Origin of the sequence: Mycobacterium ostraviense (genome assembly GCF_002705925.1) — a bacterium.
Classification (GTDB): Bacteria; Actinomycetota; Actinomycetes; order Mycobacteriales; family Mycobacteriaceae; genus Mycobacterium; species Mycobacterium ostraviense.
This window is the reverse complement of record NZ_NKRE01000001.1, coordinates 5,714,861-5,736,922: the sequence shown is the minus strand read 5'-3', so window position 1 is coordinate 5,736,922 and position 22,062 is coordinate 5,714,861. Positions and strand designations below refer to the sequence as shown.

Genomic DNA, 22,062 nt, shown 5'->3' with positions numbered 1-22,062 from the left:
TTCGTGTGACCGGCCGCGACGTAGTCGAACAGCTTCTGGTGCCGCGATGTGCTGGGGGTAGCCTGGCCCGTCATGGGCCGGGTGGACAACAAGGTTGCACTGATCAGCGGCGGTGCTCGCGGGATGGGGGCCTCCCATGCCCGGTTGCTCGTCGCCGAGGGCGCCAGGGTGGTGATCGGTGACATTCTCGATGACCAAGGCCGGGCACTGGCCGGCGAGTTGGGTCCCGCGGCACGCTACGTGCATCTGGACGTGACCCAACCGGGGCAGTGGACGGCGGCCGTCGAAACGGCGGTGGGGGAGTTCGAGAAGCTCAACGTCCTTGTCAACAACGCCGGGATCATCAATTACGGTCCGCTCAAGACTTTCGACCTGACCAAGTGGCAACAGATCCTCGACGTCAATGTCACCGGCGCCTTGTTGGGCATCCAGGCTGTTGTCGACCCGATGATCGCTGCCGGCGGCGGCTCGATCGTCAACGTCTCATCCATCGAGGGCCTGCGCGGTGCGGCGTGGGTGCACGGGTATGTGACGTCGAAGTGGGCGGTGCGCGGCCTGACGAAGTCCGCGGCATTGGAGTTGGCGCCCAACAACATTCGGGTCAACTCCATTCACCCGGGTTTTATCCGCACCCCGATGACCGCCAAACTGCCTCAGGATGTGCTCCACATTCCGCTCGGACGCCCGGGCGAACCCGAGGAGGTGTCGATGTTCGTGCTGTTCCTTGCCAGCGACGAGTCGTCATATGCCACCGCCGCCGAGTTCGTCATAGACGGCGGTTTGGTCGCCGACGTTTCGCACAAGCAATAGCGGGCCGTCACCCGGCGCTGAAGGCGGTGGCGTTGTTCCATTCGTCGAGGCGGGCCAGGAAGAATGCTTCGGCCTCGTCGTAGCTGATGTTCTCGTCGGGGACGATGCGGGCGACCAGGTCGGCGTAGACCCGGGCGGCTTGCGGGTCGACGAAGTCCCATTGCCCCAGCGGCCATTCCGCACTCAGATAGCCTGCCGCCGAATACGCCTGGTACAACGGCGTTCCCGGATACGGCGTGATCTTGCTGAGGAACTTGAAGGGATGCCGGTATTTGGTTGCCCGGAGCAGGCGGGCGGTTTCGCGTAGCTCGTCGGGACGCACCGTGGGGTGAAACATGATGGTTCCGGGGATCACGTCAATCCCCAACTGCAGCAACGCGTTGATGGTGTCGGCAGCGTCTTGGCCACGGTTGAGGATCTGCTTACGGTAGGCGCGCAGCTGATCATAGGAACCGGTCTCCAACCCGACAAACACCCGCCGCAAACCCGGCCCGGTACAAGTGCCTGAACACCTCGAGGTCGACCACCGAATCCAACCGGATATCGATCATGAAGTCGACATCGATACCCCGGCTACGCATCGTCGAGGCAAACTCGACCGCACGCTGTTGCGAACCAGGATGCTTGGACACGAACAAGTCATCGGTAATCGACACAAACCCGATACCGAAATCCGACACCAGATAATCGATCTCCTCGACCACCGCCTCCACCGACTTGACCCGGTAACTGGTGCGGCCCAACATCGCCGACACTGCCCCAGTCCCACAAAACGTGCACCGATACGGACAACCCCGGCTGGTAAACACCGACGCCGCAAAACCATCACCGAGCACCGTCGGCAACTCCGCACGCGCCGGCCACGCCAACTCGTCGAGATCAACCAACCCCGACGGCGAACACAGCACCCCACCCCGCCCGTCACGGCGCGCCAGCCCCGCAATGTTGTCTACCCCAGCACCATTGACCACCGCCAACGCCAACTCGGTAAACGCCACCTCGCCATCGCCGACCACCACGAAATCAAAACAGTCATACTCATCCAAAATGCGCTCATAGTTCAACGTGGCAATCACATTGCCCAACGCGATCTGCACACCCTCCCAGCACTGCCGCGCCCGCCGCGCCAACCACAACACCTCAGCAAAGGTGTCGATACACGAAAACCCCACCAACCGCGGCGCACCCGAAACCGCCACCGCAGCCAGCATCGCCTGCCACGTCTGCTCCACACCCTCATGCCCGGCCACCAACCCATTGACCGTCACAACCTCAAGCCCACGCGCCTTGGCGTAAGCCTTGATCGACATCAACCCCAAATGCTCCATCGGCATCGACGAATACACCCACGGACCCCAAAGTTTTTGCGCCCCAACATAGGATCGCCCGTTGGCGCGGACCCCGGGAGGATTGACCAACAAAACCGTCACGCCACCACCCGACCCACACCATCAATCAGCACCGAGCACCCGCTCACCCCCGGCCGTCACCCACGCGCTTCCTGGCGGTGCCAGCTCAGCCATACGAGCCTGCGCGAGATGTGCCAAAGTTCCCCGTCATTGTCGTGCGGATGGTATTTCGACGAAGTGGATCGCCCGGCCTGGTTCGACAACTGCCGCCGGGGCCGGGCCCCGCCATGAGCACTCCTCGAGATACCGTTCGAATATCACGGTTGTCAGACGAGAGTCCGGGTCGATTTGAACGATCTTGGCTAGGTTCGGATTATCCGTCAGCCGGGGGACCTCGACTGTCTGCCAGATGTTGTCGGGTCGCACATCACATCCCACGACAGCGGTGACTGTCCCACTGCAGTTATCGGCGTATGCCCTGGCCGCGTCATGCCAAAACCGGACCAGTTCCGGGTCACGCTTATTCCATCCCGGAATTGGCTGCATCCCATTTCGTTCCAGCAGCATTTTCAGTGTTGTGCCGTTCGCCTCACCCGCCAGCTGTTCGGCGATTCGCGAACCGTCCGGCCCGACGCTCACTCCCCGCGCATCCAGCCCCGACCAATAGTAGGCCGTATCGGGATCCGTCTTTGTCAATTCCACCAGCTCGTCGTATGACGGCAAACTGCCCGGCAGATAGTAGTTGCTATCGACAGCGAGGCCATCGGTTGAATTGCAGAATTCACGTGGTTTCTCGTCTTCGCTCAGGCTGTCGCTGTGTCGGAGACGGTCCTCGCTGCCCGGGCCGGTGGTTGTCGGGCGGCGCGCCGCACTTTCCGTCGTCCGCGTCTCATCCGGCGTGCCGAACAGCTGGTCCATTTCGGCAAGCAGACTTTCGGCATAACACCCGAACTCAGCGGCCCGCTCGACCGCGTCGACCAATGGGACCGCATCGGCCGTGAACGGCTCAACCATGGGCGACCTCGCGCAAACCCCGCGCGGACCCTGTCGCGTTGATCTGATAAGCGACACCTACGTGCCCGATCGACATCCGCGAAATCGGCAAACTCGGCGGCGGCATCAACAGCCTCGCGTCGTCCCGTCCGGGTCGCCCGGTCGGCCCGCATCTTTCGGACGCGGCAGCACATGACGATTCCGCGAAACTCCGGGTATTCGCGAGCTCCGCGCGCACGGTGTACTCAGTGTCCATCGCGGCACAGCGTATCGGGGGCCCCGGGGTGCTCGCAATTTGTTGCGCCGAAGCGTCCAATGTCCGCGCGGTCGATTCGTAGCCTCAATGCGCAGATGCATACCCGCTTTCGGGCCTTGTCGATCCGGTCACCGATCACTTGGTGATTTCGCGGTATCGGAATTCCTGTGGTGTTCAGTATCGAGCCTGAGGGTCGGAAGTATCAGCCCGTATCGGTTGCTTCAGCACATTCCTCGAAATCCGGATCGGCGTTGTTCGAAGTCCGGTTGAGGATATTCGCGCGAGTGGTCGGGCCGCTGCACCGATGACTGTCTTTCCGTTCGCCGATAACAACGGCGGCTTTTCGCCTTCGCCAATGACGAGGAGCAAGATATTTTTGACCCACCTTCACCGACATCCCGCGGGTGGCGCAATCGGATGGAGCGCGCTGACCAGGCGCTGCCGGTGACGCGTGGACGACTGAAATATGGACACGACGCTCCGGCGCGGAGCGACATCGTGGCCTCGTGGCGTGCCCAATGCGTCCTATCCTCGCCGCGAGCACTGCTTGCGTCGAGCGCGCCATGGCGCCGCGAGATTCCCTTGATCGGCCACCGGGCGTGGGGGTAGCGTAGTGCCGGACAATTACGAAACGCACGGTATCGTAATTGGATCGTACGAAAGGATCGGCTTCGATGCGCAGCGGGTACGCCGGCCTGCCCTTCACCACCTCCACCCCGGAGATCGCGTCCGCGCTCGAGGACGTCAGCATCCCGACACTGTTGCTGTCGTTGGTGCACATCACCGGCGATCCCCGTTTTATTCGTGACTTCAAGCCGATGGGGCTCTTCCTCAACGAAGTCCAGGGGTTTATGTCCGAGGAGGACAAGGCCCGCGCCCGCGCCGAAGCCCTGACGGTGATCTCGCGGTACCGTGACCGCGGTTGCCCCGAACCCGAGCCGCTGAGCATCGAGCTGATCCGGGAAATGATGGATTGGGCGGCCTGCGAACACGTTCCCGACGACTACCTGCCCCTGGTCCTGGAAGAGATGGACCTCGACGGGGTCGACCCGCGCCGGCCCGCCCCCGTCCCATCCGAGCGCGCTGCCCAGCTGCCGGTCGTCGTGATCGGCTGCGGCGAATCCGGCATTCTGGCGGGAATCCGGTTGAAACAGGCCAACATTCCCTTCACCATCATGGAGAAAAACGCCGGCCCCGGCGGAACATGGTGGGAGAACACCTATCCCGGAGCCCGTGTGGACGTGGCAAACCATTTCTATTGCTACAGCTTCGAACCCAACAACGACTGGACACACTTCTTCGCCGAACAGCACGAGCTGCAAGCCTATTTCACCCATGTCATGCACAAACACGATGTGGCCGATCAGGTTCGGTGGAACACCGAGGTACTGGCCGCCGAGTGGCACGACGAAGACGGCATGTGGACGCTTTCGTTGCGGTCGCCCGACGGCCAGACCACCGTGAACGCGCGGGCCGTCATCACCGCGGTCGGTCAGCTGAACCGACCGTATATCCCGCCATTCGATGGTGCCGACACCTTCGCCGGGCCGTCGTTTCACTCCGCGGCCTGGGACCACTGCGTCGACTTGACCGGAAAACGGGTCGCGCTGGTCGGGGCCGGCGCCAGCGGCTTCCAGATCGCGCCGGCGATCGCCGGCGACGTCGAGCAGCTCACCGTCTTCCAGCGCACCGCCCAATGGATGTTCCCCAACCCGATGTATCACACCGAAGTGGGCGACGGCGTGCGCTGGGCGATGCGGCACCTGCCGTTCTATGGCAGATGGTATCGATTCCTGCTGCTGTGGCCGGGCGCCGACAAGGGACTCGACGCGGCGCGTACCGACCCGAATTACCCCGACCAGGACTATGCGGTCAGCGAGATGAACGCCGCTGCCCGGATGATGTTCAGCCAGTGGATCAGCAGCCAGGTTGGTGACGACGACGAGCTGCTGGCGAAGGTGATGCCCGACTATCCCGCCACGGGTAAGCGGACATTGCAAGATAACGGCAGCTGGCTGCAGACCCTGCAACGGGACAACGTCGAACTGGTGCGCACACCGATCCGGCGAATCACACCCAGCGGCATCGTCACCGAAGACGGTCAGCCATACCCCGTCGACGTGATCATCTACGCCACCGGGTTCCGTCATACCGACGTATTGTGGCCGCTGAAGATCCTCGGCCGCAACGGGATTGACCTGCGCGATAGCTGGGGCACCCGACCCTACGCCTACCTTGGCATCACGGTGCCGGAGTTCCCCAACTTGTTCCTCCTCTACGGGCCCGGCACTCATCTGGCCCATGGCGGTAGCCTGATCTTCCAGTCCGAACTCCAGATGCGCTACATCAATCTGTGCCTGGAACACCTGATTGCCAACGAGGTGCGTTCGATGGAGCCGACGGCTCGAGCCGCCGCTGAATGGCATCAACGTACGCAGGCCGAGATACAGCAGATGGTGTGGTCACATCCGGCCGTCAAACACTCTTACTTCAAGAACGCCGACGGAGAAATCCACACCGTCAGCCCGTGGCGGCTAAGCGAGTACCGGGCCGCGGTGCGAGAACCGGACTGGTCTCAATTCGTTCTGCGACAAAGAAAGTGAGCACCCTGCCATGCGAACGGTAGTCATCGACGGGCCGGGAAGCATCCGCGTCGATACCCGTCCGGACCCGGCGCTTACCGGACCCGACGGCGTCATCGTCGCCGTGAGCGCCGCCGGCATCTGCGGTTCCGATCTGCATTTCTACGACGGCGACTATCCACTGGCCGAGCCGGTCGCCCTCGGTCACGAAGCGCTCGGCACCGTCGTCGAAGCCGGACCGCAGGTGCGTTCCGTCACGGTTGGCGATCAGGTCATGGTGTCGTCGGTGGCCGGCTGCGGCGGCTGCGAGGGGTGTGCCACCCGTGATCCGGCAATGTGTCGTTTCGGTCCACAGATTTTCGGTTCCGGCGCGCTGGGCGGCGCGCAGGCCGAGCTGCTGGCAGTGCCCGCCGCCGACTTCCAGGTGCTCAAGGTTCCCGACGGGATCACCACCGAGCAGGCGCTGCTGCTTACCGACAATCTCGCCACGGGCTGGGCGGCCGCCTGCCGGGCCGACATACCGTTCGGCGCAACGGTGGCGGTCGTCGGTCTGGGGGCGGTGGGGCTGTGCGCGGTGCGCTCCGCGTTCTTCCAAGGCGCAGCAACGGTTTTCGCTGTAGACCGAGTCGAAGGCCGCCTGCGCCGCGCCGCCGGGTGGGGGGCCACACCCGTCGCCTCACCGGCGGCCGAGGCTATTTTGGCCGCAACCGGTGGCCGGGGCGCGGACACGGTGATCGACGCCGTCGGCACCGACGCGTCCATCACCGACGCGCTTACCGCGGTGCGGCCCGGCGGCACCGTCTCCGTGGTCGGGGTGCATGATCTGCAGCCGTTCCCGCTTCCGGCCCTGGCTTGCCTGTTGCGTAGCATCACGCTTCGACTGACGATTGCGCCGGTGCAGCGCACCTGGGCGGAGTTGATCCCGCTGCTTCGATCGGGACGCCTTGACGTCGACGGCATCTTCACCACGGCGCTGCCGTTGGACGAGGCGGCCAAGGGCTATGCGATAGCGGGTTCCCGGACGGGCGACGACGTGAAGGTTCTGCTCACGCCTTAGTCGCCGTGATGTATTGGGAGTGCATGAAACTGTCGATCTGCACGTCCACCTCCGGGGGCGTCATTCCGTAGCCGGCCTGCAACTCGAGGGTGTTGCGGACGGGTTCGACGACCCACCCGCGGTTGGCCAGCCATTGCGCCGGTTCGGTTTTGTCGTCATAGCTGAGAGCCGAGAAGTCCACGTTCCCAGACAGATTGACCCCTGGGTGCGCGGCTTCCAGAGCGGTGAGCTGCTGGTGGTCGAGGCGGGTGCCCAAGGCGCCCACGGCAACTCGACTGCCGGGCGCCGACAGTTGGTCGATCCTTGCGAAGAGCGCGTCTTGGGCTTCGCCGGTCAGATACATCAGCAGGCCTTCCAACGACCAGGCGGCGGGTTGTCGCGGATCGAAGCCGGCCGCTTTCAGCGGTGTCGGCCAGTCGGTGCGCAGGTCGGCGGGCACCTCGCTGCGGCGGGCTTTGGGCTCGGCGTCCCGCTGGGCCAGGACGCGCGCTTTGAATTCCAGGACCTTGGGCAGGTCAATCTCGAAAACCGTGGTACCAGAGGGCCAGTCAAGGCGATAGCCGCGTGAGTCCAGGCCGGCGGCGACGATCACCACTTGCCGGATTCCGGCGTCGGCGGCCGACCGGAAGAAGTCGTCGAAAAACCGGGTCTGCACGCCGTAAAGCCGGGGGAAGGCGGTCTGGTCGGCGGAGGTTCCGGGGTTAGCAAGCAGCTCGGCCAGATACCGGTCCCCGGACGCGGCGACGAAGTGTTGGGCATATTCGTCGTTGACCAGCGGGTGTGGGCCGACGGCATGCAGCGCGCGCCATCCCGCGACCAGCAACGCGGTGTAGCCCACGCTGCTGACGATGTCCCACTGGTCGTCGTCGGAGCGAAGCGATCCGAATTCAGGTCTTGTCACGGGCTGTCCTCTGCGCTCATAGCTCCAGCATTACGGTCACGGGACCCTCGTTGACGAGTTCCACGTGCATGTGGGCTCCGAAGACTCCGGTTTGCGCGTGCGCGCCGAGCCCCCGCAGCGCTTCGGCGAACGCCGTGACCAGCGGCTCGGCCACGGCGGCCGGCGCGGCGGCGTTCCACGACGGGCGCCGGCCCTTTGCCGTGTCTGCATAGAGGGTGAACTGGCTGACCACCAAGATCGGTGCGCCGACGTCGCAAGCAGACTTCTCGTCGTCGAGAATCCTTAAGTTCCACAGCTTTTCTGCGAGGCGCTGCGCCTTGTCGGGATCGTCGGTGTGGGTGACGCCGACGAATGCCAGCAGGCCCTGTCGCTCCGGCCGGATGGCGCCGACGACCTCGCCGTCGACTACCACCGCCGCCGATGAGACCCGTTGGACCAGAACCCGCATGGAGTTCGATGCTGCCAGGCCGGCTTTGACCGCGAACGCGCTGGGTAGTCTCGTCAGTATGTCGGTGCTGGTCGCGTTTTCCGTCACTCCACTGGGCGTGGGGGAGGGTGTCGGCGAGGTTGTGGCCGAAGCGGTTCGGGTGGTCCGTGATTCCGGCCTGCCCAATAAGACGGATTCGATGTTCACCGTGATCGAGGGCGATACCTGGGAAGAAGTGATGGCGGTGGTGCAGCGCGCGGTGGAGGCGGTGGCCGCTCGCGCGCCGCGGGTGAGCACGGTGATCAAAGCCGACTGGCGTCAGGGAGCGGTGGACGCGATGACGCAGAAAGTCGCGTCCGTCGAACGCTATCTGTCACCGTGAGCCTGCACGGCAGCCGTGAACGCCCGCTGGGCCGCGTCGCCGTGGACCGCGAACACAACACGCTGGAGCGAATTCGCTAGGTGGCGACGAACGGCGTCGACCATCAGTCGTGCCGCCTCCTCGACCGGGAACCCGCCGACACCGGTTCCGAATGCCACCAGGGCCAGCGAGCGGCAGCCCAGCTCGTCGGCCTTGCGCAGGGTCGAAGCGGTTGCGCGGCTGATGATCTCGGCCGAGGTCGGTCCGCCGAGCTCCATCGTCGCCGCGTGGATGACGTAGCGCGCCGGCATCACGCCCGCGGTGGTTTCGACCGCTTCCCCGAGCCCGATGGGCGCCTTCTCGTTTGATTCGCGCTGCACTTCCGGTCCGCCGGCGCGCGCTATCGCCGCAGCGACGCCACCGGCGTGGCGAAGCTGGGTGTTGGCGGCGTTGGTGATCGCGTCGACCTCGAGTTTGGTCACGTCAGCCCGAAGTACCTCTAAGTCGATCATTCACACATTCTTGCGCGGCGAGCACTGGCATCACCACCAAATACCAAGAGCGTCGCCGGCGAACAACGGGCGATCGCTGCAGCGGTATCCAGCCAACGAACGCAATGTGTATCGACCCGGCTACTGCCGGCAACGGTGGCGACGGCAGGCAGCCCAAACGGCACGGCCGGCACCCCCTGGTACGCACGGCTGAGTCCGGTCGCTATTGCTGGGCGCGAGCGCGCCGCGCCGTCGCCAACGGCGGCGGGCACCAGCTGCCTCGATGGCTAACGATCATCAACCGGACGAGCCCGTCGCAGACCGGCCGCAGATCATCGCGGATCGTCAGACAGGTCGGGTAGTTTGACTCGAGCGCACAAACCAGGCGCCTCGCAGGAAGGCAGACACATGGCTCTTTGTCCTACCTCAGCACCGGCCCTACGGGCATGAACGCCGACACGCCCTCGGCGGGCTCACCCGGCCAGCCCGGCGGTCCGGGCGGGGCAGGTGGCCAAGGCGGTGCCGGCGGGGCCGGGGGTAGAGGTGGCGCCGGAGGTCGAGGCGGACAAGGTGGCCAGGGCGGTACCGGCGGGCCGGGTGGCCACGGCGGGCCGGGTGGCCAAGGCGGTCGAGGCGGTGACGGCGGCATGGGCGGAGCGCCAGGCCCCGGCGGTCAGCCCGGCAAGGGCGGGGCGGGCGGCCCCGGTGGCGCCCGCGGCGCGGGCGGCCAACCAGGCCAACCCGGGGAACCAGGCCAACCCGGGGAACCAGGCCAACCCGGTACGTAGGCTCGTCCCGGTGAGCGCACGCGCGGGCATCGTCGTCACCGGAACCGAAGTCCTGACCGGGCGGGTTCAAGACCGCAACGGGCCTTGGATCGCCGATCGGCTGCTGGAGCTGGGGGTCGAACTGGCCCACATCACCATCTGCGGCGACCGCCCCGCCGACATCGAGGCGCAACTGCGCTTCATGGCCGACCAGGGCGTGGACCTGATCGTCACCAGCGGCGGTCTGGGGCCGACGGCCGACGACATGACGGTCGAAGTGGTGGCCCGGTTCTGCGGCCGCGAGCTGGTATTGGACACCGAGGTCGAGAACACCATCGCCAACATCCTCAAGAAGCTGATGGCCCACTTCAACCCGGGCGACTTCGAAGCCGTCCGGGCAGCCAACCGCAAGCAGTCCATGGTGCCGGCCGGCGCGCAGGTGCTCGATCCGGTGGGCACCGCACCAGGTGTCGTCGTGCCCGGCAAGCCGGCGGTGATCGTGCTGCCGGGACCCCCGCGCGAGCTACAGCCGATGTGGCGCACAGCAATCCAGACGTCCGCCGCGCAGGAGGCGATCGCCGGCCGAACTGTCTACCGGCAAGAGACCGTGCGGATGTTCGGCCTGCCCGAGTCCGGTCTTGCCGAGACCCTGCGTGCCGCACAGGCATCCATTCCCGGCTACGACCGGCTCGAGATCACCACCTGCCTGCGGCGCGGCGAGATAGAAATGGTCACCCGATACGAGCCGCATGACGCGGACGTGTACACCCAGCTGACCCGGCTGCTCCGCAACAAACACGGCGGACAGCTCTACTCCGAAGACGGTTCCCAGATCGACGATGTGGTCGCCCGGCTGCTGGCCGGACGGCGGATAGCAACCGCTGAATCCTGCACCGCCGGGCTGCTTTCGGCACGGTTGACCGATCGTCCCGGTTCGTCGGACTACGTGGCCGGCGGCGTGGTCGCCTATTCCAACGACGCCAAAACCGAGCTACTGGGCGTCGACCGGGCCCTGATCCAGACGCACGGCGCGGTGTCGGAACCGGTGGCCGAGGCAATGGCGGCGGGTGCGCTGCAACGCTTCGGCGCCGACACCGCCGTCGCGATCACCGGGGTCGCCGGACCGGGAGGGGGAACGGCGGACAAGCCGGTGGGGACGGTGTGCTTCACGGTGCTGCTCGCCGATGGCCGCACTGTCACCCGCACGTTGCGGCTCCCCGGCAACCGGTCCGACATCCGCGAGCGCTCCACCACGGTGGCCATGCACCTGCTGCGACGCACCTTGCGGGGCGCGGATTAGGTGACTTCGGTTGGGATAAGGGCACTTTCGGCAGTGCCGAAGCGGACACCGGTGGCGTCCTTGCCGATCATTGCCAGGATCGCGACCGCGGTCAGCACCGGTACGATCGTCGCGGCCAGCGCAAAGGGATACCCGTGCGATGCGGCCAGGTGTTCCTGAATGGGCAGGTTCAGTGCTGCCAACAGGTTGCCGAGCTGGTAGGTCACACCGGGATACAGACCACGAATGGCGTCCGGCGACATCTCGGTCAGGTGAGCTGGGATCACCCCCCAGGCGCCCTGCACACAGATCTGCATCAGGAACGAACCAAGGCACAGCATCGCCGCGGTGTAGGAGTAGGCGAACAGCGGCACGATCGGCAACCCCAAGACCGCGCAGAAAACGATGGTGTAGCGGCGGCTGAAGCGCTGCGACAGCGTGCCGAAAACCAGGCCGCCGATGATGGCGCCGATGTTGTAGACGACCGCTATCCAGCGGGCGGTCGCGGTGGACAACCCGGCCCCCTGGTCGGTGGTCGCGGTCAAGAAGGTGGGGTAGACGTCCTGGGTGCCGTGGCTCATCCAGTTGAACGCGGTCATCAACAGCATCAGGTAAAAGAACCGGCGGATGATCGCGGCGTTGCCCAGCACGTCGCGAATTCGGGTTTTGGTGAGCCGCATCCGGTCCTGCGCGGCTTCCCACACCTCGGACTCCTTCACCCGGTAGCGGATGATCAGGCTGATCAGAGCCGGGATGATGGAAAGGCCAAACAGCCAGCGCCACGACAGACCCAGCCAGTTCACCACCAGCAGGCAGGCCAGGGTGGCCAGCAGATAGCCGAACGCGTAGCCCTCCTGCAGCAGCCCCGAGAAGAACCCGCGCCGGCCGACCGGAACCTTCTCCATGGCCAGCGCAGCACCCAACCCCCACTCGCCGCCCATGCCGATGCCGTACAGCAGGCGCAGAATCACCAGCACGGTGAAATTCGGCGCGAAGGCGCACAGGAATCCGACCACCGAATACAACATCACGTCGACCATGAGCGGAATGCGCCGGCCGACACGATCGGCCCACAGCCCGAACAGCAACGCACCCACCGGGCGCATCGCCAGGGTGGCCGTCGTGACGAATGCGACTTCAGTCTTGGTGTGGTGGAAGGTTTTTGCGATGTCGGCATAGACCAGTACCACGATGAAGTAGTCGAAGGCGTCCATCGTCCAGCCCAGAAACGCCGCAATGAACGAGTTTCGTTGGTCGACCGTCAGCCCCGGTGTGGTCACGTCAGCATCGTGCAGCACGCGCGCGCGCCCGCGAACCTTGGGGTATGCCAAGCGCGCGAGTAACTTCGGGAACATGCGAATCATCGATGCCGACGGACACGTCGCCGAAAACCCGTCGCTGGCCATCGAAGCGCTCAAGCGCTGGCCGGAATACGTCCAACCCAGCACCGACGGACGACCAGGGCTGCGGATCGAAGGCCGCAATTACCCGGAGGACGCGGGGCCCGGCGCCGGTTGCCCACCCCAGCACGGGATCACCACGGCAGGCGACATCCACACCGCGACCGCCGAGGGTGTCTTGAGTGACGCCGACCGCGATCACCTCGACACAATGGTGCTGTATCCCAGCCTCGGGCTGTGCGTGCCCAGCCTGGAAAGCCCGGAGTTCGCTGCGGGTTTCGCGCGTCTGTACAACCAGTGGATCGCCGATTTCTGCGCGCCGTCCAACGGCCGGCTACGCGGCGTCGCCGTGACCCCGATCGAACACGGGCAGATGGCCATCGACATCATGGCCGAGGCCAAAGAACTGGGGTTGGTCGCCACGCTGGTCCCGCCGGCACTCAAGACGCGCAACCTCGACCATCCTGATCTTGACCCGTTCTACGCCGCCGCCGTCGAGCTGGAGATGCCGCTCGGCATCCACGGCGCCCCGGGGATCCATCTGCCGAAGATCGGCGTGGACCGCTTCACCAACTACATCCAGGTGCATTGCATCAGCTTTCCGTTCGACCAGATGACCGCGATGACGGCGCTGGTTTCCGGCGGGGTCTTCGAACGTCATCCCCGATTGCGGGTCGCCTTCCTCGAGGCGGGCGCCGGCTGGGTGCCGTTCTTCATCGATCGCTTGCACGAGCACTACGAGAAGCGCGGCGACTGGATCGAGGGCGGCTGGCGCCGCGACCCCCAGGACTACTGGCGGGCCGGCAACATCTGGGTGACCTGTGAGCCGGAGGAGCCGATTCTGCCGGGTGTGATCGATGTACTCGGCGACGACCACATCATGTTCGCCAGCGACTACCCGCACTGGGACGGCGAATGGCCGGAGAGCACCAAGCATCTGCGCACCCGGTCCGACATCAGCGAAGGGTCGCGCGAAAAGATCGGCGGCCGCAACGCCCAGCGCTTCTACGCGCTGAATTAGTGGCAGGATCGGCGCATGGGCCCTTTTCTGGTTCGTGCGGCGTTGACGGGTTTTGCGTTGTGGGTGGTCACCCTGTGCGTCCCGGGGGTGCGCTTTGTCGGCGGTGATACGACGTTGCAGCGGGTCGGCATCATCTTCGTCGTCGCGGTCATCTTCGGATTGGTTAATGCGATCATCAAGCCGATCGTGCAATTCCTGTCGATCCCGCTCTACATCGTCACGCTTGGTCTTTTTCACATCGTGATCAATGCGTTCATGCTGTGGATCACCGCCCGGATCACCAAGGACACCACCCACTGGGGTCTGCAGATCGACCATTTCTGGTGGAGCGCAATCTGGGCCGCGATCCTGTTGTCCATCGTGAGCTGGCTGTTGTCGCTGCTGACTCGCCGCGCCGCGCGCAGCCGCAACGGCTAACCGGTCAGCGTGCCTGCCATCGCGGCGGTCGCTTCTCGGCGAACGCGCGCGGTCCTTCCTTGGCGTCCTGCGTCTGGAAAATGCGGTCGCTGTGCCGGGTCTCGTTGTCGTATGCCGACTCCAGGTCGAGTGCCAGGCCTTCGACGGCGGATTGCTTGGTTGCCGATACCGCGAGCGGAGCGTTGGCGGCGATCCGCGCGGCGTAGTCATAGGCGGTATCCATCAGCCGGTCGGCCGCGACCACGCGGTTGATCAGCCCCATGGCCAGCGAGCGCTGCGCATCCACCAGGTCGGCGGTCAGCAGCAGTTCCATGGCTAACGCGTAGGGAATCTGGCGGGGCAGTCGCACGGTGCTGCCGCCGCCGGCGAAAAGGCCGCGTCTGGGTTCCATCACCGCGAATCTCGCCTCGGGCACCGCCACCCGGATGTCGGTCAGGCCCAGCATTTCGAAGCCACCCGCGACACACGTGCCGTTCACCGCGGCGACGACCGGCTTGTAGAGCGGGAACCGATGCAACACGGCATGGATGGCGTCGTCTTTGTCCCACCCTTCGGGCCGGGGGAGATCACCGGTCAGCTCAGGGATGAACTTCTTGAGGTCGGCTCCGGTGCAGAAGTCCTGCCCAACGCCGGTGACGACGGCGACCCAGGCATTGGCGTCATCGCGAAAGGCGGCCCAGGCGTGGGCGAGGTCGCGGAAATGCGCCATGTCGAGGGAGTTGCGCGCCTCGGGGCGGTTGATTGTGATGGTGACAATGTGGTCGCGCAGCGTGTAATCGATGCTCACCGCGTTATTGGCCGGTTTCTCTTAGCAGTAGCAAGCTTTGGTCAGATAGTAGTGATGTCGCCGCGCCCGGTGGTCGCACAGCCAAGAACGTGCCCGCCGTCATGAATTACGCAAAATTTGGTTTTAGACATCCTTCTTTTTCAGGATCTGTTACACATATGCTTACTACCACTGTGAAAACAGGGCAGCACTCCTAGCCAGGACGATCACCCGCGCGCCTTCCCCCAGCCAGGATGGCAGCACTTAGCACCACACGACGGACGGGACGTTGCACAAGATGGACACTGTCGCGCTCGGAGCATCCTCCGGTCCCACGAGCACGCGGCTGAGTTTGCAACTAGGTGACGCGCAAAGCGGTCTACGGGCGGTCACCGAATCTACCGGCTCGGCGGTAGTGGTCCACGTCGGTGGTGACATCGATGCCAGTAACGAGACACTCTGGCAACGGTTGGTGACCCGCAGCGCCGCCATCGCCATCGCGCCGGGTCCGTTCGTCATTGACGTCAGAGACCTCGAGTTCATGGGGTCGTGCGCGTATGCCGTGCTGGCCCAGGAATCGGTGCGGTGCCGCCGTCGTGGCGTGAACCTGCGGCTAGTCAGCAACCAACCGATCGTGGCCCGCACCATCGCGGCGTGCGGCCTGCGTCGCCTGCTGCCGATGTACACCTCTGTCGAGAACGCGCTGGCGCCACCGGCTTGACGCTCATGGCGCGCCGACGAGGCGCGCCACCTCCCGCGCACATCCCCACGACAGCGTTACTCCGTTGGCACTGTGACCGTAGTTGTGGATACACCGCGCCCGGCTGAGCGGCTCGGATTCCACCCGCACCGACGGACGGTCGGGACGCAGGCCGGTGATCGTCTCGATCACCGGGGCCTGGCCAAGCCGCGGCTCGATCCCCCGGCAGCGCTGCAGGATCCGTTCGGTCACCGCGGGGTCTGCGGTCGTGTCCCAGCGGTCGGCGATACTGATACCGCCGCAGACCACGCGCTGCGGGTGGGGGAAGTAGCAGACCCATTCCGGGGCGTCGTTGCGTTCCAGAAATATCTGCCGCAGACCGGGATTGGCCATGACAACGTGCTGGCCGAAAAGCGGCCGCAACGTGTCGTCGCCGGTCAGCTCTGCGGCACCGAGACCGGCACAGTTCACCACGATCGGTGCCGCGTCGGCGGCCTCGGCCAGCGACCGCACCGGTCGGATCTCGATCTCACAGCCGGCCGCGGCCAACCGCTTGGTCAGGTAGTCGAGGTAGTGGGGCATGTCGATCATGGGCAGCGTGGAGCGAAACCCCGCCGGGAAGCCTTCGGGTATTTCGGCCGGATCGGCCGGCCGCAGGTCGGGGATCAACGCGACCTGCGGCGGCAGTTCCGCGCCCACGGGTACGTCACCGACGGTCAGGGCCGGTGCCATGCGAACTCCGGTGGCGGGGTCCTTGGCGAGTTCGCCGAACACATGCAGCGATTCCGCCGTCCAAGCCAGCGTCTTGGCAACAGGTTGGGTGAACACCGGGCCCCAGACGGCTCCGGCCACCGCCGAGGTCGTGTCCTGCGGCATCGCGGCGGTCCAGATGTGCACCGGCCATCCCGCTTCGGCCAGACACAGCGCTGAGGTCAATCCGCTGACGCCGGCGCCGATGACGACGATCTGTTGCATCCGGTCAGGCATGGCCGCGTCACCCGGCCGTCAGGACTGGGGCACCCGTTCGCCGGTCGGGCCGAGCAGCCCGTTGAGGATCGCCAGATCGGTTTGCAGTTGGGCGCCTGCGGCAGGGCCCGGTAATTCGGCTGGCGCATTGCTCTCGCCGGTGATCTGCCAGGGCTGGCAGCCGGATGTCCTGAATGCCTTGTCGGTCGGTTCGATCTGCACTACCTGCGGCTTTTTGCTCAGTGCATTGTCGAGCAGGGCGCCGTCGGGATTGCCTAACCGCTTCCAATAGCAGGTGCCGTTACCAACGGGTCCGGCAGAGCTGTAGGTGCCCGGCGCGATGTCGGTGCCCACCGTATAGGTGCCGTCGTGATCGATGGTCGTCTTGGGTGCGGGCTGCGGTGCCGGTTGCGGGTCGGCAGCGGCGACACCTGCGGACCCGGCCCAGCCAGCGAGGATCAGCCCCGCAGCAAGAAATCGGGCGGCTGGCGCCTTCGAACTCATAGCTCAGCAGCCTACCGGGGCGGGCAGCCAATTTCGAACCGCCGACAAGGTACGAATCGCCGGCGTGGGCACCGACGACGCGGCGCCCGAGTTCCCACCGGCGTCTTTGAACAAGGCGCATCGACTTCGCGGCCATGCCGACTCCTGACCAGTGCCGGCCGGCCCAGGCATGCTCGGCAAGTGCATTGTGCGCCAACGAGTTCCAGAACGTGCGCACCACCAGCCGGCGACGACGGCGAGCGTCGTTTCCCCAAACGGGGGACAGGGTACCCCTACCACGTTGGGCCGCAATGCAACTGGAGCCAACAACACCGGTAACGGATCGGCAGTAAAGGAGGACACGATGCTGTGGCTTGCCGTGCTGCTCGTCGTGATGGGTGTCGCGTCGTTTGTGGTGGGCTTTGTGCTCGTCACCAACGGGACCACGGTGGCACCGCGCCGCCGTACCAAAGAAGACCCGACCGGTGTCAAGCGGGCCGCCTCCCGGGTGGCATGGCCGGACGTATTCCGGCGAATTCCCAGTAGTTTCGCCGTCACCATGGACGAAAACGCGAACCGTAGTGACCGGCTGGCCGCGGTTGGGTCATTGTGCGTGCTGATTGCCGCGCTGGCGTGGTGCATCGCCGTGTTGGCGGTAATCACCGCGTTGGTGTGAGCCGGCGGGCAGCCGTTCAGTCCAGTCGCCGCACCGTGCCGGCGTAGCCGAGCGCGTGCTGGTACGTCTTGAGGTTGTCGCGGGAAATCTTCGCGTGCACCGGGCGCTCGAGGAGGAGGCGCAACACCGGGTTATAGGCGTGATAGGTCTCGTGGAACGTCAGTATGGTGCTGCCGTCGGCCTGCTCGTCGAGTTGGTGATAGCCCTCGGCGCGCGACCACAGCGGCGCGCCGACCGCCACATACCGCGACAGCTTGTTGACCTTTGCCTCCGTGACGGTCTCGAACGACCGCCCCTTGCCGCCGGACAGCAGGTACTTGGGCACCTCGAAAATGCAGGTGCGGACCAGACCTTCGCCGGCCTCGTCTCCCTCGTGCAAAATCTCCATGCTGCCCGTCGGCCACCTGAGCACCCGCGGCCGCGGAGAATTCGGCGGCGCGGGCGGATGCAGCACCCGCCACACCTTGCTCGGGGGCGCGTCGACGTGAAATCGCACGGTGTAGGACTGCATCAGCTTTCTCCAACAGGCTGTTCCCAGGTATCCCAATACGTGATGGTCTCCACGGGCGGCCGCGCGGCCGGACGGAAGTCGGTGCCGATGGTGTAGGCCACCGGGAACAGCGCAGCCTGGGTGACCGTGTCCGGGATTTCGAGCACCCCGGCCACCTCTTTCTCCTTTGCCAGATGCATCGTCGTCCACACCGATCCCAATCCGCGGGACCGCAACGCAAGCAGGAAGCTCCAGCCGGCCGGGATGATCGACGCCCAGGCCGACGCGGCGACCAGCCGGTTACTTTCGTCGATGCGCCGCTGCAGGCAGGGAATGACATGCACCGGAACGTGGGCCAGCGTCTCGGTCAGGCCGAACGCGCTGCGATACACCCGCTGGGTCTGCGGATCGGACGCGGTGGCCGCGGCCCGGGCGAGATACTCGGCGCCGACGCTGCGGTAGATGTCGGCGATCGCGGCCCGCTTGTCGGCGTCGGTGATCACCAGCCAGCGCCAATCCTGGGCATTGCTGGCGGTGGGCGCTTGGGTGGCCAGCCGCAGGCACTCGAGAATCACCTCACGGCCCACCGGCCGGTTCAGATCGAGGCGTCGGCGTACCGACCGTGTGGTGGTGAGCAGCTCGTCGACCGAGGTTAGGTCCACGTGAAGTCCATTTGTCTCCTAGATGTCTATCGCGCAGGACTGGTCGATCCCGAGCACCGTCAGTGAACGCCCCAGGCCCAGAAACACCGCGACGCACAGCGTCAAATCGAGGATCTCCGCATCGGAGAACAGCGCCCGCAGCCGCCCGAAGAATGCCTCGTCCAGCGACGCGTGGTCGGTGGCGAAGCGCTCGGCGAACTCGATGGCAAGGCGTTGGCGTGGCGTGTAGCCGGGGTAGCCAGCGTAGTCCGCGACGTGGTCGTAGAGCTCGGGTGCCGGGGCTTTCGGGCCGGCGTCCAGCAGCGACGGCGCCCGAAAGCCCGAGCACGCGACGCAGTCGTTGATTTGCGCGATGCGCATCCTGGTTAGTTCGCGCTCGTCGGCCGGCACGATGCTCTGCTGGTATGCGCCGCGGATCATCCGCTCGACCATGCCACCGAGCTCGGGACGCAGCGTCCAGATCATCGCGGCTTCGCCGCCGGGGCCGTCCGGCACGTCAAGTCGGGCCATGCGCGAACTCCTGCCGGGTGAATACGACTTCCGATTGGAGCAAACCAGATTCTCGGCTCGACTGTCCAGATATGCTTCGCAGTTCCGGGACGGTGGCAGCCGGGTGGCTCGGCGAACAACACCTGGGCCGTTGAGAGTCTTGCGCTATCGGCCCGGCTGTTCGACAGGCGGCGGCGCCGGAGTGGGCCGTCCCGCGTGCCGGTGGGCGCGGCGCCCAGGCCGCTATTCGGCAAATGTTGGCATCGAGCCTGCGCTTACTGCGCCACGTGGTCGCGCAGGTCGTCTCTGGCCGCAGGCTCGATGCCCCAGCCGCAGGCTCGATGCCGTCGCGGCCGTGTGCAGCCCCGCGGCGGCGTTGCAAGCGACGGCGCCCAGGTTCTCCAAACCCGAACGGGCACAGCGTGATACGGACCAACCGGTCCCGTTCGGGGCCGGTGTCCTAGTTGGCATGCGGCATCTGTCAACCCCGACGTGGACAGACCGGACGCTCAGGATTAGCGTCCGTGGACGAGGGCGTTCATCGGGCGGCGCCGCGTGGGAGGTCTCGGCGTGCTGTTCATGCACGAGGTACACAAGGTGCGCGGGCGCGCGGAAGACGATTTCGAGACTGCGTTTCGCCACGGCTGGATGCCGATGCTCGCCGCCGGCGACGACGCCCGCCTGCTCTGGTATGCCGATCACGCACACGGCAGCGGCCCTGCATACACCGTCGTCACCATCACCGCCGTCGAAGACGGTGCGGCATGGGAACGCCTGGCGCTGCGGGTGCAAAAAGGCGATCTGCAGAAGTGGATGCGCGAACTAGACGAGCTTCGTCACGACGTCGAAGCCAAACTACTGGTGCCGCTGCCGTGGTCGCCGCTGCATGACATGTCGGTCGCGGAGGTGCCGTCCGATGGGCGCGAGCACGAGCTGACCCTCTACCTGGAAGACACCATGTGGCCCTATCAGGAGAAGTTCGAGGAGTACATCGACCGCTGCGGCGCGGTATATGCCCGCAGCCTGGAGCGGCCGTCGTCGATGCTGACCATCCAGGCCGCCTTCCAGCCCGCGCTGGGCAGCCACCTGCGGCGGGAGGTGATTTTGATGCAGCGCATCCGGCGGCCGGAGGCCCTGCTGGACCTGCTCCGGACCCATTCCGCCCGAACACCGCGCCCCGGGCACCTGGCTGTACGACGCCCTGGACCTGCGCGACCAGTGGACCGGCCGGTTACTGCGCACCTCCGCGTGGTCACCCCTGTATTAGGCCGCAGATGAACGTCGGCGCCATCATCGACGCGGCCGCGGCCGGCGCTCCCGACCGGGCGGCGCTCATCTTCGGTGAGCGCTGGATCAGTTATGGCGACCTCGGTGCGGCGGTGCGGCAGTGCGCCGTCGGCCTCGCCGCCCATGGGGTTGGACCCGGCGAGCGCGTCGCCGTCGTCGACGGCGGAAGTCTGCTGTCGATCGCGGCCGTGCTCGGGGCGGCGCGTATCGGTGCCGCGGCGGCGTTGATGATCCCGGCGCTGACTCCCGCCGAGCTGCGAGTGCTGCTGGAAAGCGCCGGCTGCTCGCCGGTGGCGGTGGCGGGGGCTGCCTACGCGGACCGGGTCCGCGACGCCGGCGCGCTGACGGTGGTGACCGATCTCGTCGATGAAAACCGCGCCGCAGCGGCGCCACCGGCTGAAGACGTCGACGACCGCGAGGCCTTGATCTTGTTCACCAGCGGCACAACAGGACTCCCCAAAGCGGTCGGCATCACCGGCCGGCAGCTCACGACGCGGATCCAACGAATGTCGCCACCGTTCCGGGTGGACGCGACGCCGTCGGTGGGGATGATGTGCGTGCCCTTCTTCCACGTCGGCGGTGCTCTCGGCATGCTGGGCAGCCTGTACTCGGGCAACACTTCGGTGGTGCAAACACGGTTTGACGCCGGTGAGTGGTTGGGGTCTGGTGTCGCGGCACCGGGTTGTGGCCACCTTCTTGGTGCCGACGATGCTGTAACGCATTCTCGACCATCCCGACTTCGCCAGCACCGATCTCACCTCGCTGGTCGCCATCGCCTATGGAGCCGCCGCCGCGCCCGGCGCGTTGGTGCGCAGGGCAATGGCGGCACTTCCTCACGTGGCCTTTGCCAACGTGTTCGGCCAGACCGAGACGCTTGGTGCGTATACGACGCTGCTGCCCGACGACCATCACGACCCGGCGCGGGCGGGATCCGTCGGCCGTCCGCTGCCCGGTGTCGAGGTGCCGGTGGTCGACCCCGACACCGGCGAGGATGTCGAACCGGGAACGGTCGGCGAGTTGTGGGTCAAGACCGCCCAGAACGTCACCGAGGGATGGCTGCACACCGGTGACCTTGGCCGACAGGATGCCGACGGCTATCTCTACCCGAGCGGCTGGGTGAACGACACCATCAATCGCGGGGGAGAGAAGTTCGGGCCGATCGAAGTGGAGGAGGCGCTGCGTTCCCACCCGGCGGTGACCGACGTCGCCGTCGCCGGAATCGCCGACGAGGAGATGGGCCAGCGGGTGGGGGCCGCGGTGGTGGTCCGCAGTCCGGTGACGCTGGACGAGCTGCGATCACACTGTCGCGATCTGATCGCGTGTTTCAAGTTGCCCGAGAAGTTGGCGATCGTCGAGGCCATCCCGTACAGCGCGACCGGCAAAGTCAATCGCCGTCAGCTGGCCGCGTTGATCTCGGGCGTGGATTGAGCTG

25 protein-coding genes and 1 pseudogene are annotated in these 22,062 nt (G+C 65.8%); 12 read left to right on the top strand and 14 right to left on the bottom strand.

Annotated features, from left to right (window positions below; all coding sequences use genetic code 11):
- The first annotated feature begins 72 nt into the window (after window positions 1-72).
- A complete protein-coding gene (locus CDN38_RS26695; protein ID WP_075511618.1) occupies window positions 73-810 on the top strand; it encodes a glucose 1-dehydrogenase in 738 nt (245 codons plus the stop codon).
- 7 nt (window positions 811-817) lie between these two features.
- Here the strand turns inward: CDN38_RS26695 and CDN38_RS31415 are convergent, their stop codons facing one another.
- From CDN38_RS31415 to CDN38_RS26685, 3 genes are all read right to left on the bottom strand, one after another.
- Entirely contained in the window at window positions 818-1,285 is a 468-nt protein-coding gene (locus CDN38_RS31415; RefSeq protein WP_233027059.1) for a radical SAM protein, read from the bottom strand.
- On the bottom strand, window positions 1,254-2,156 hold the full coding sequence (locus CDN38_RS31410) for a B12-binding domain-containing radical SAM protein (protein WP_233027058.1): 903 nt from the start codon (window positions 2,154-2,156) through the stop codon (window positions 1,254-1,256). Before CDN38_RS31410 ends, CDN38_RS31415 begins: the two co-directional genes overlap by 32 nt.
- Before the next feature lie 210 nt (window positions 2,157-2,366).
- Window positions 2,367-3,140 (bottom strand): hypothetical protein, encoded by a 774-nt coding sequence (locus CDN38_RS26685; protein ID WP_142361338.1) that lies wholly within the window; start codon window positions 3,138-3,140, stop codon window positions 2,367-2,369.
- Window positions 3,141-4,082: 942 nt separating this feature from the next.
- On the opposite strand from CDN38_RS26685, the gene CDN38_RS26680 reads away from it, so the two are divergent.
- Window positions 4,083-6,011, top strand: coding sequence for a flavin-containing monooxygenase (locus CDN38_RS26680; protein WP_075511865.1), 1,929 nt, complete (start codon window positions 4,083-4,085; stop codon window positions 6,009-6,011).
- A 10-nt stretch (window positions 6,012-6,021) separates the two neighbouring features.
- Window positions 6,022-7,047 carry an alcohol dehydrogenase catalytic domain-containing protein gene (locus CDN38_RS31405; protein ID WP_075511866.1) on the top strand — a complete coding sequence of 342 codons (1,026 nt, stop codon included), beginning with the start codon at window positions 6,022-6,024 and terminating at the stop codon, window positions 7,045-7,047.
- Here CDN38_RS31405 and CDN38_RS31400 read toward each other — a convergent pair.
- Window positions 7,037-7,948, bottom strand: a complete 912-nt coding sequence (locus CDN38_RS31400) for a class I SAM-dependent methyltransferase (protein ID WP_075511867.1) — start codon at window positions 7,946-7,948, stop codon at window positions 7,037-7,039. The two genes, CDN38_RS31405 and CDN38_RS31400, sit on opposite strands and share 11 nt — an antisense overlap.
- 16 nt (window positions 7,949-7,964) lie before the next feature.
- Entirely contained in the window at window positions 7,965-8,396 is a 432-nt protein-coding gene (gene dtd / locus CDN38_RS26665) for a D-aminoacyl-tRNA deacylase (RefSeq protein ID WP_075511868.1), read from the bottom strand.
- Between the two features lie 58 nt (window positions 8,397-8,454).
- On the opposite strand from dtd, the gene CDN38_RS26660 reads away from it, so the two are divergent.
- Entirely contained in the window at window positions 8,455-8,757 is a 303-nt protein-coding gene (locus CDN38_RS26660; RefSeq protein WP_075511898.1) for an MTH1187 family thiamine-binding protein, read from the top strand.
- Here the strand turns inward: CDN38_RS26660 and CDN38_RS26655 are convergent.
- Together CDN38_RS26655 and CDN38_RS29775 are read right to left on the bottom strand one after the other, a co-directional pair.
- Window positions 8,742-9,248 carry a macro domain-containing protein gene (locus CDN38_RS26655; RefSeq protein ID WP_075511869.1) on the bottom strand — a complete coding sequence of 169 codons (507 nt, stop codon included), beginning with the start codon at window positions 9,246-9,248 and terminating at the stop codon, window positions 8,742-8,744. The two genes, CDN38_RS26660 and CDN38_RS26655, sit on opposite strands and share 16 nt — an antisense overlap.
- A 452-nt stretch (window positions 9,249-9,700) precedes the next feature.
- Window positions 9,701-10,045: a hypothetical protein gene (locus CDN38_RS29775; protein WP_161951661.1), complete on the bottom strand. Its 345-nt coding sequence runs from the start codon at window positions 10,043-10,045 to the stop codon at window positions 9,701-9,703.
- On the opposite strand from CDN38_RS29775, the gene CDN38_RS26645 reads away from it, so the two are divergent.
- Window positions 10,026-11,294 carry a competence/damage-inducible protein A gene (locus tag CDN38_RS26645; protein ID WP_075511899.1) on the top strand — a complete coding sequence of 423 codons (1,269 nt, stop codon included), beginning with the start codon at window positions 10,026-10,028 and terminating at the stop codon, window positions 11,292-11,294. The two genes, CDN38_RS29775 and CDN38_RS26645, sit on opposite strands and share 20 nt — an antisense overlap.
- Here the strand turns inward: CDN38_RS26645 and CDN38_RS26640 are convergent.
- Window positions 11,291-12,553 carry a sialate:H+ symport family MFS transporter gene (locus CDN38_RS26640; protein ID WP_099319486.1) on the bottom strand — a complete coding sequence of 421 codons (1,263 nt, stop codon included), beginning with the start codon at window positions 12,551-12,553 and terminating at the stop codon, window positions 11,291-11,293. The two genes, CDN38_RS26645 and CDN38_RS26640, sit on opposite strands and share 4 nt — an antisense overlap.
- A gap of 73 nt (window positions 12,554-12,626) precedes the next feature.
- On the opposite strand from CDN38_RS26640, the gene CDN38_RS26635 reads away from it, so the two are divergent.
- Together CDN38_RS26635 and CDN38_RS26630 are read left to right on the top strand one after the other, a co-directional pair.
- On the top strand, window positions 12,627-13,694 hold the full coding sequence (locus CDN38_RS26635) for an amidohydrolase family protein (protein WP_075511872.1): 1,068 nt from the start codon (window positions 12,627-12,629) through the stop codon (window positions 13,692-13,694).
- 15 nt (window positions 13,695-13,709) lie between these two features.
- Entirely contained in the window at window positions 13,710-14,111 is a 402-nt protein-coding gene (locus tag CDN38_RS26630; protein WP_075511873.1) for a phage holin family protein, read from the top strand.
- Between the two features lie 4 nt (window positions 14,112-14,115).
- On the opposite strand, the gene CDN38_RS26625 is transcribed toward CDN38_RS26630, so the two are convergent.
- Window positions 14,116-14,898: an enoyl-CoA hydratase/isomerase family protein gene (locus CDN38_RS26625; RefSeq protein ID WP_075511874.1), complete on the bottom strand. Its 783-nt coding sequence runs from the start codon at window positions 14,896-14,898 to the stop codon at window positions 14,116-14,118.
- 277 nt (window positions 14,899-15,175) lie between these two features.
- Between CDN38_RS26625 and CDN38_RS26620 the strand changes: the two genes are divergently transcribed.
- Window positions 15,176-15,598, top strand: coding sequence for an anti-sigma factor antagonist (locus CDN38_RS26620; protein ID WP_075511875.1), 423 nt, complete (start codon window positions 15,176-15,178; stop codon window positions 15,596-15,598).
- A gap of 3 nt (window positions 15,599-15,601) precedes the next feature.
- On the opposite strand, the gene CDN38_RS26615 is transcribed toward CDN38_RS26620, so the two are convergent.
- Entirely contained in the window at window positions 15,602-16,564 is a 963-nt protein-coding gene (locus CDN38_RS26615) for an FAD-dependent oxidoreductase (RefSeq protein WP_075511876.1), read from the bottom strand.
- An 18-nt stretch (window positions 16,565-16,582) separates the two neighbouring features.
- Window positions 16,583-17,047, bottom strand: a complete 465-nt coding sequence (locus CDN38_RS26610; RefSeq protein ID WP_075511877.1) for an Rv1352/Rv1906c domain-containing protein — start codon at window positions 17,045-17,047, stop codon at window positions 16,583-16,585.
- 343 nt (window positions 17,048-17,390) lie between these two features.
- Between CDN38_RS26610 and CDN38_RS26605 the strand changes: the two genes are divergently transcribed.
- Complete coding sequence (locus tag CDN38_RS26605) at window positions 17,391-17,702, top strand: hypothetical protein (RefSeq protein WP_075511878.1); 312 nt, start codon at window positions 17,391-17,393, stop codon at window positions 17,700-17,702.
- A gap of 16 nt (window positions 17,703-17,718) precedes the next feature.
- On the opposite strand, the gene CDN38_RS26600 is transcribed toward CDN38_RS26605, so the two are convergent.
- The 3 genes from CDN38_RS26600 to CDN38_RS26590 are packed head-to-tail and all read right to left on the bottom strand — an operon-like array spanning window position 17,719 to window position 19,364.
- Entirely contained in the window at window positions 17,719-18,213 is a 495-nt protein-coding gene (locus CDN38_RS26600) for an SRPBCC family protein (RefSeq protein ID WP_075511879.1), read from the bottom strand.
- Window positions 18,213-18,854 (bottom strand): nitroreductase family protein, encoded by a 642-nt coding sequence (locus tag CDN38_RS26595; RefSeq protein ID WP_075511880.1) that lies wholly within the window; start codon window positions 18,852-18,854, stop codon window positions 18,213-18,215. Before CDN38_RS26595 ends, CDN38_RS26600 begins: the two co-directional genes overlap by 1 nt.
- 18 nt (window positions 18,855-18,872) lie before the next feature.
- The gene (locus CDN38_RS26590; protein WP_082277247.1) at window positions 18,873-19,364 is read right to left on the bottom strand and encodes a carboxymuconolactone decarboxylase family protein; all 492 of its coding nucleotides are present in this window, start codon (window positions 19,362-19,364) and stop codon (window positions 18,873-18,875) included.
- Window positions 19,365-19,913: 549 nt separating this feature from the next.
- On the opposite strand from CDN38_RS26590, the gene CDN38_RS26585 reads away from it, so the two are divergent.
- The 3 genes and pseudogenes from CDN38_RS26585 to CDN38_RS32015 all read left to right on the top strand — a co-directional run bounded on the left by CDN38_RS26585 (window position 19,914) and on the right by CDN38_RS32015 (window position 22,058).
- Entirely contained in the window at window positions 19,914-20,621 is a 708-nt protein-coding gene (locus CDN38_RS26585; protein ID WP_233027057.1) for a hypothetical protein, read from the top strand.
- A pseudogene (locus CDN38_RS32020) lies at window positions 20,618-21,217 on the top strand (AMP-binding protein); the annotation flags it as partial. The gene CDN38_RS26585 and the pseudogene CDN38_RS32020, both read left to right, overlap by 4 nt.
- Window positions 21,218-21,350: 133 nt before the next feature.
- Complete coding sequence (locus tag CDN38_RS32015; RefSeq protein ID WP_306316112.1) at window positions 21,351-22,058, top strand: class I adenylate-forming enzyme family protein; 708 nt, start codon at window positions 21,351-21,353, stop codon at window positions 22,056-22,058.
- The last annotated feature ends 4 nt before the right edge of the window (window positions 22,059-22,062 follow it).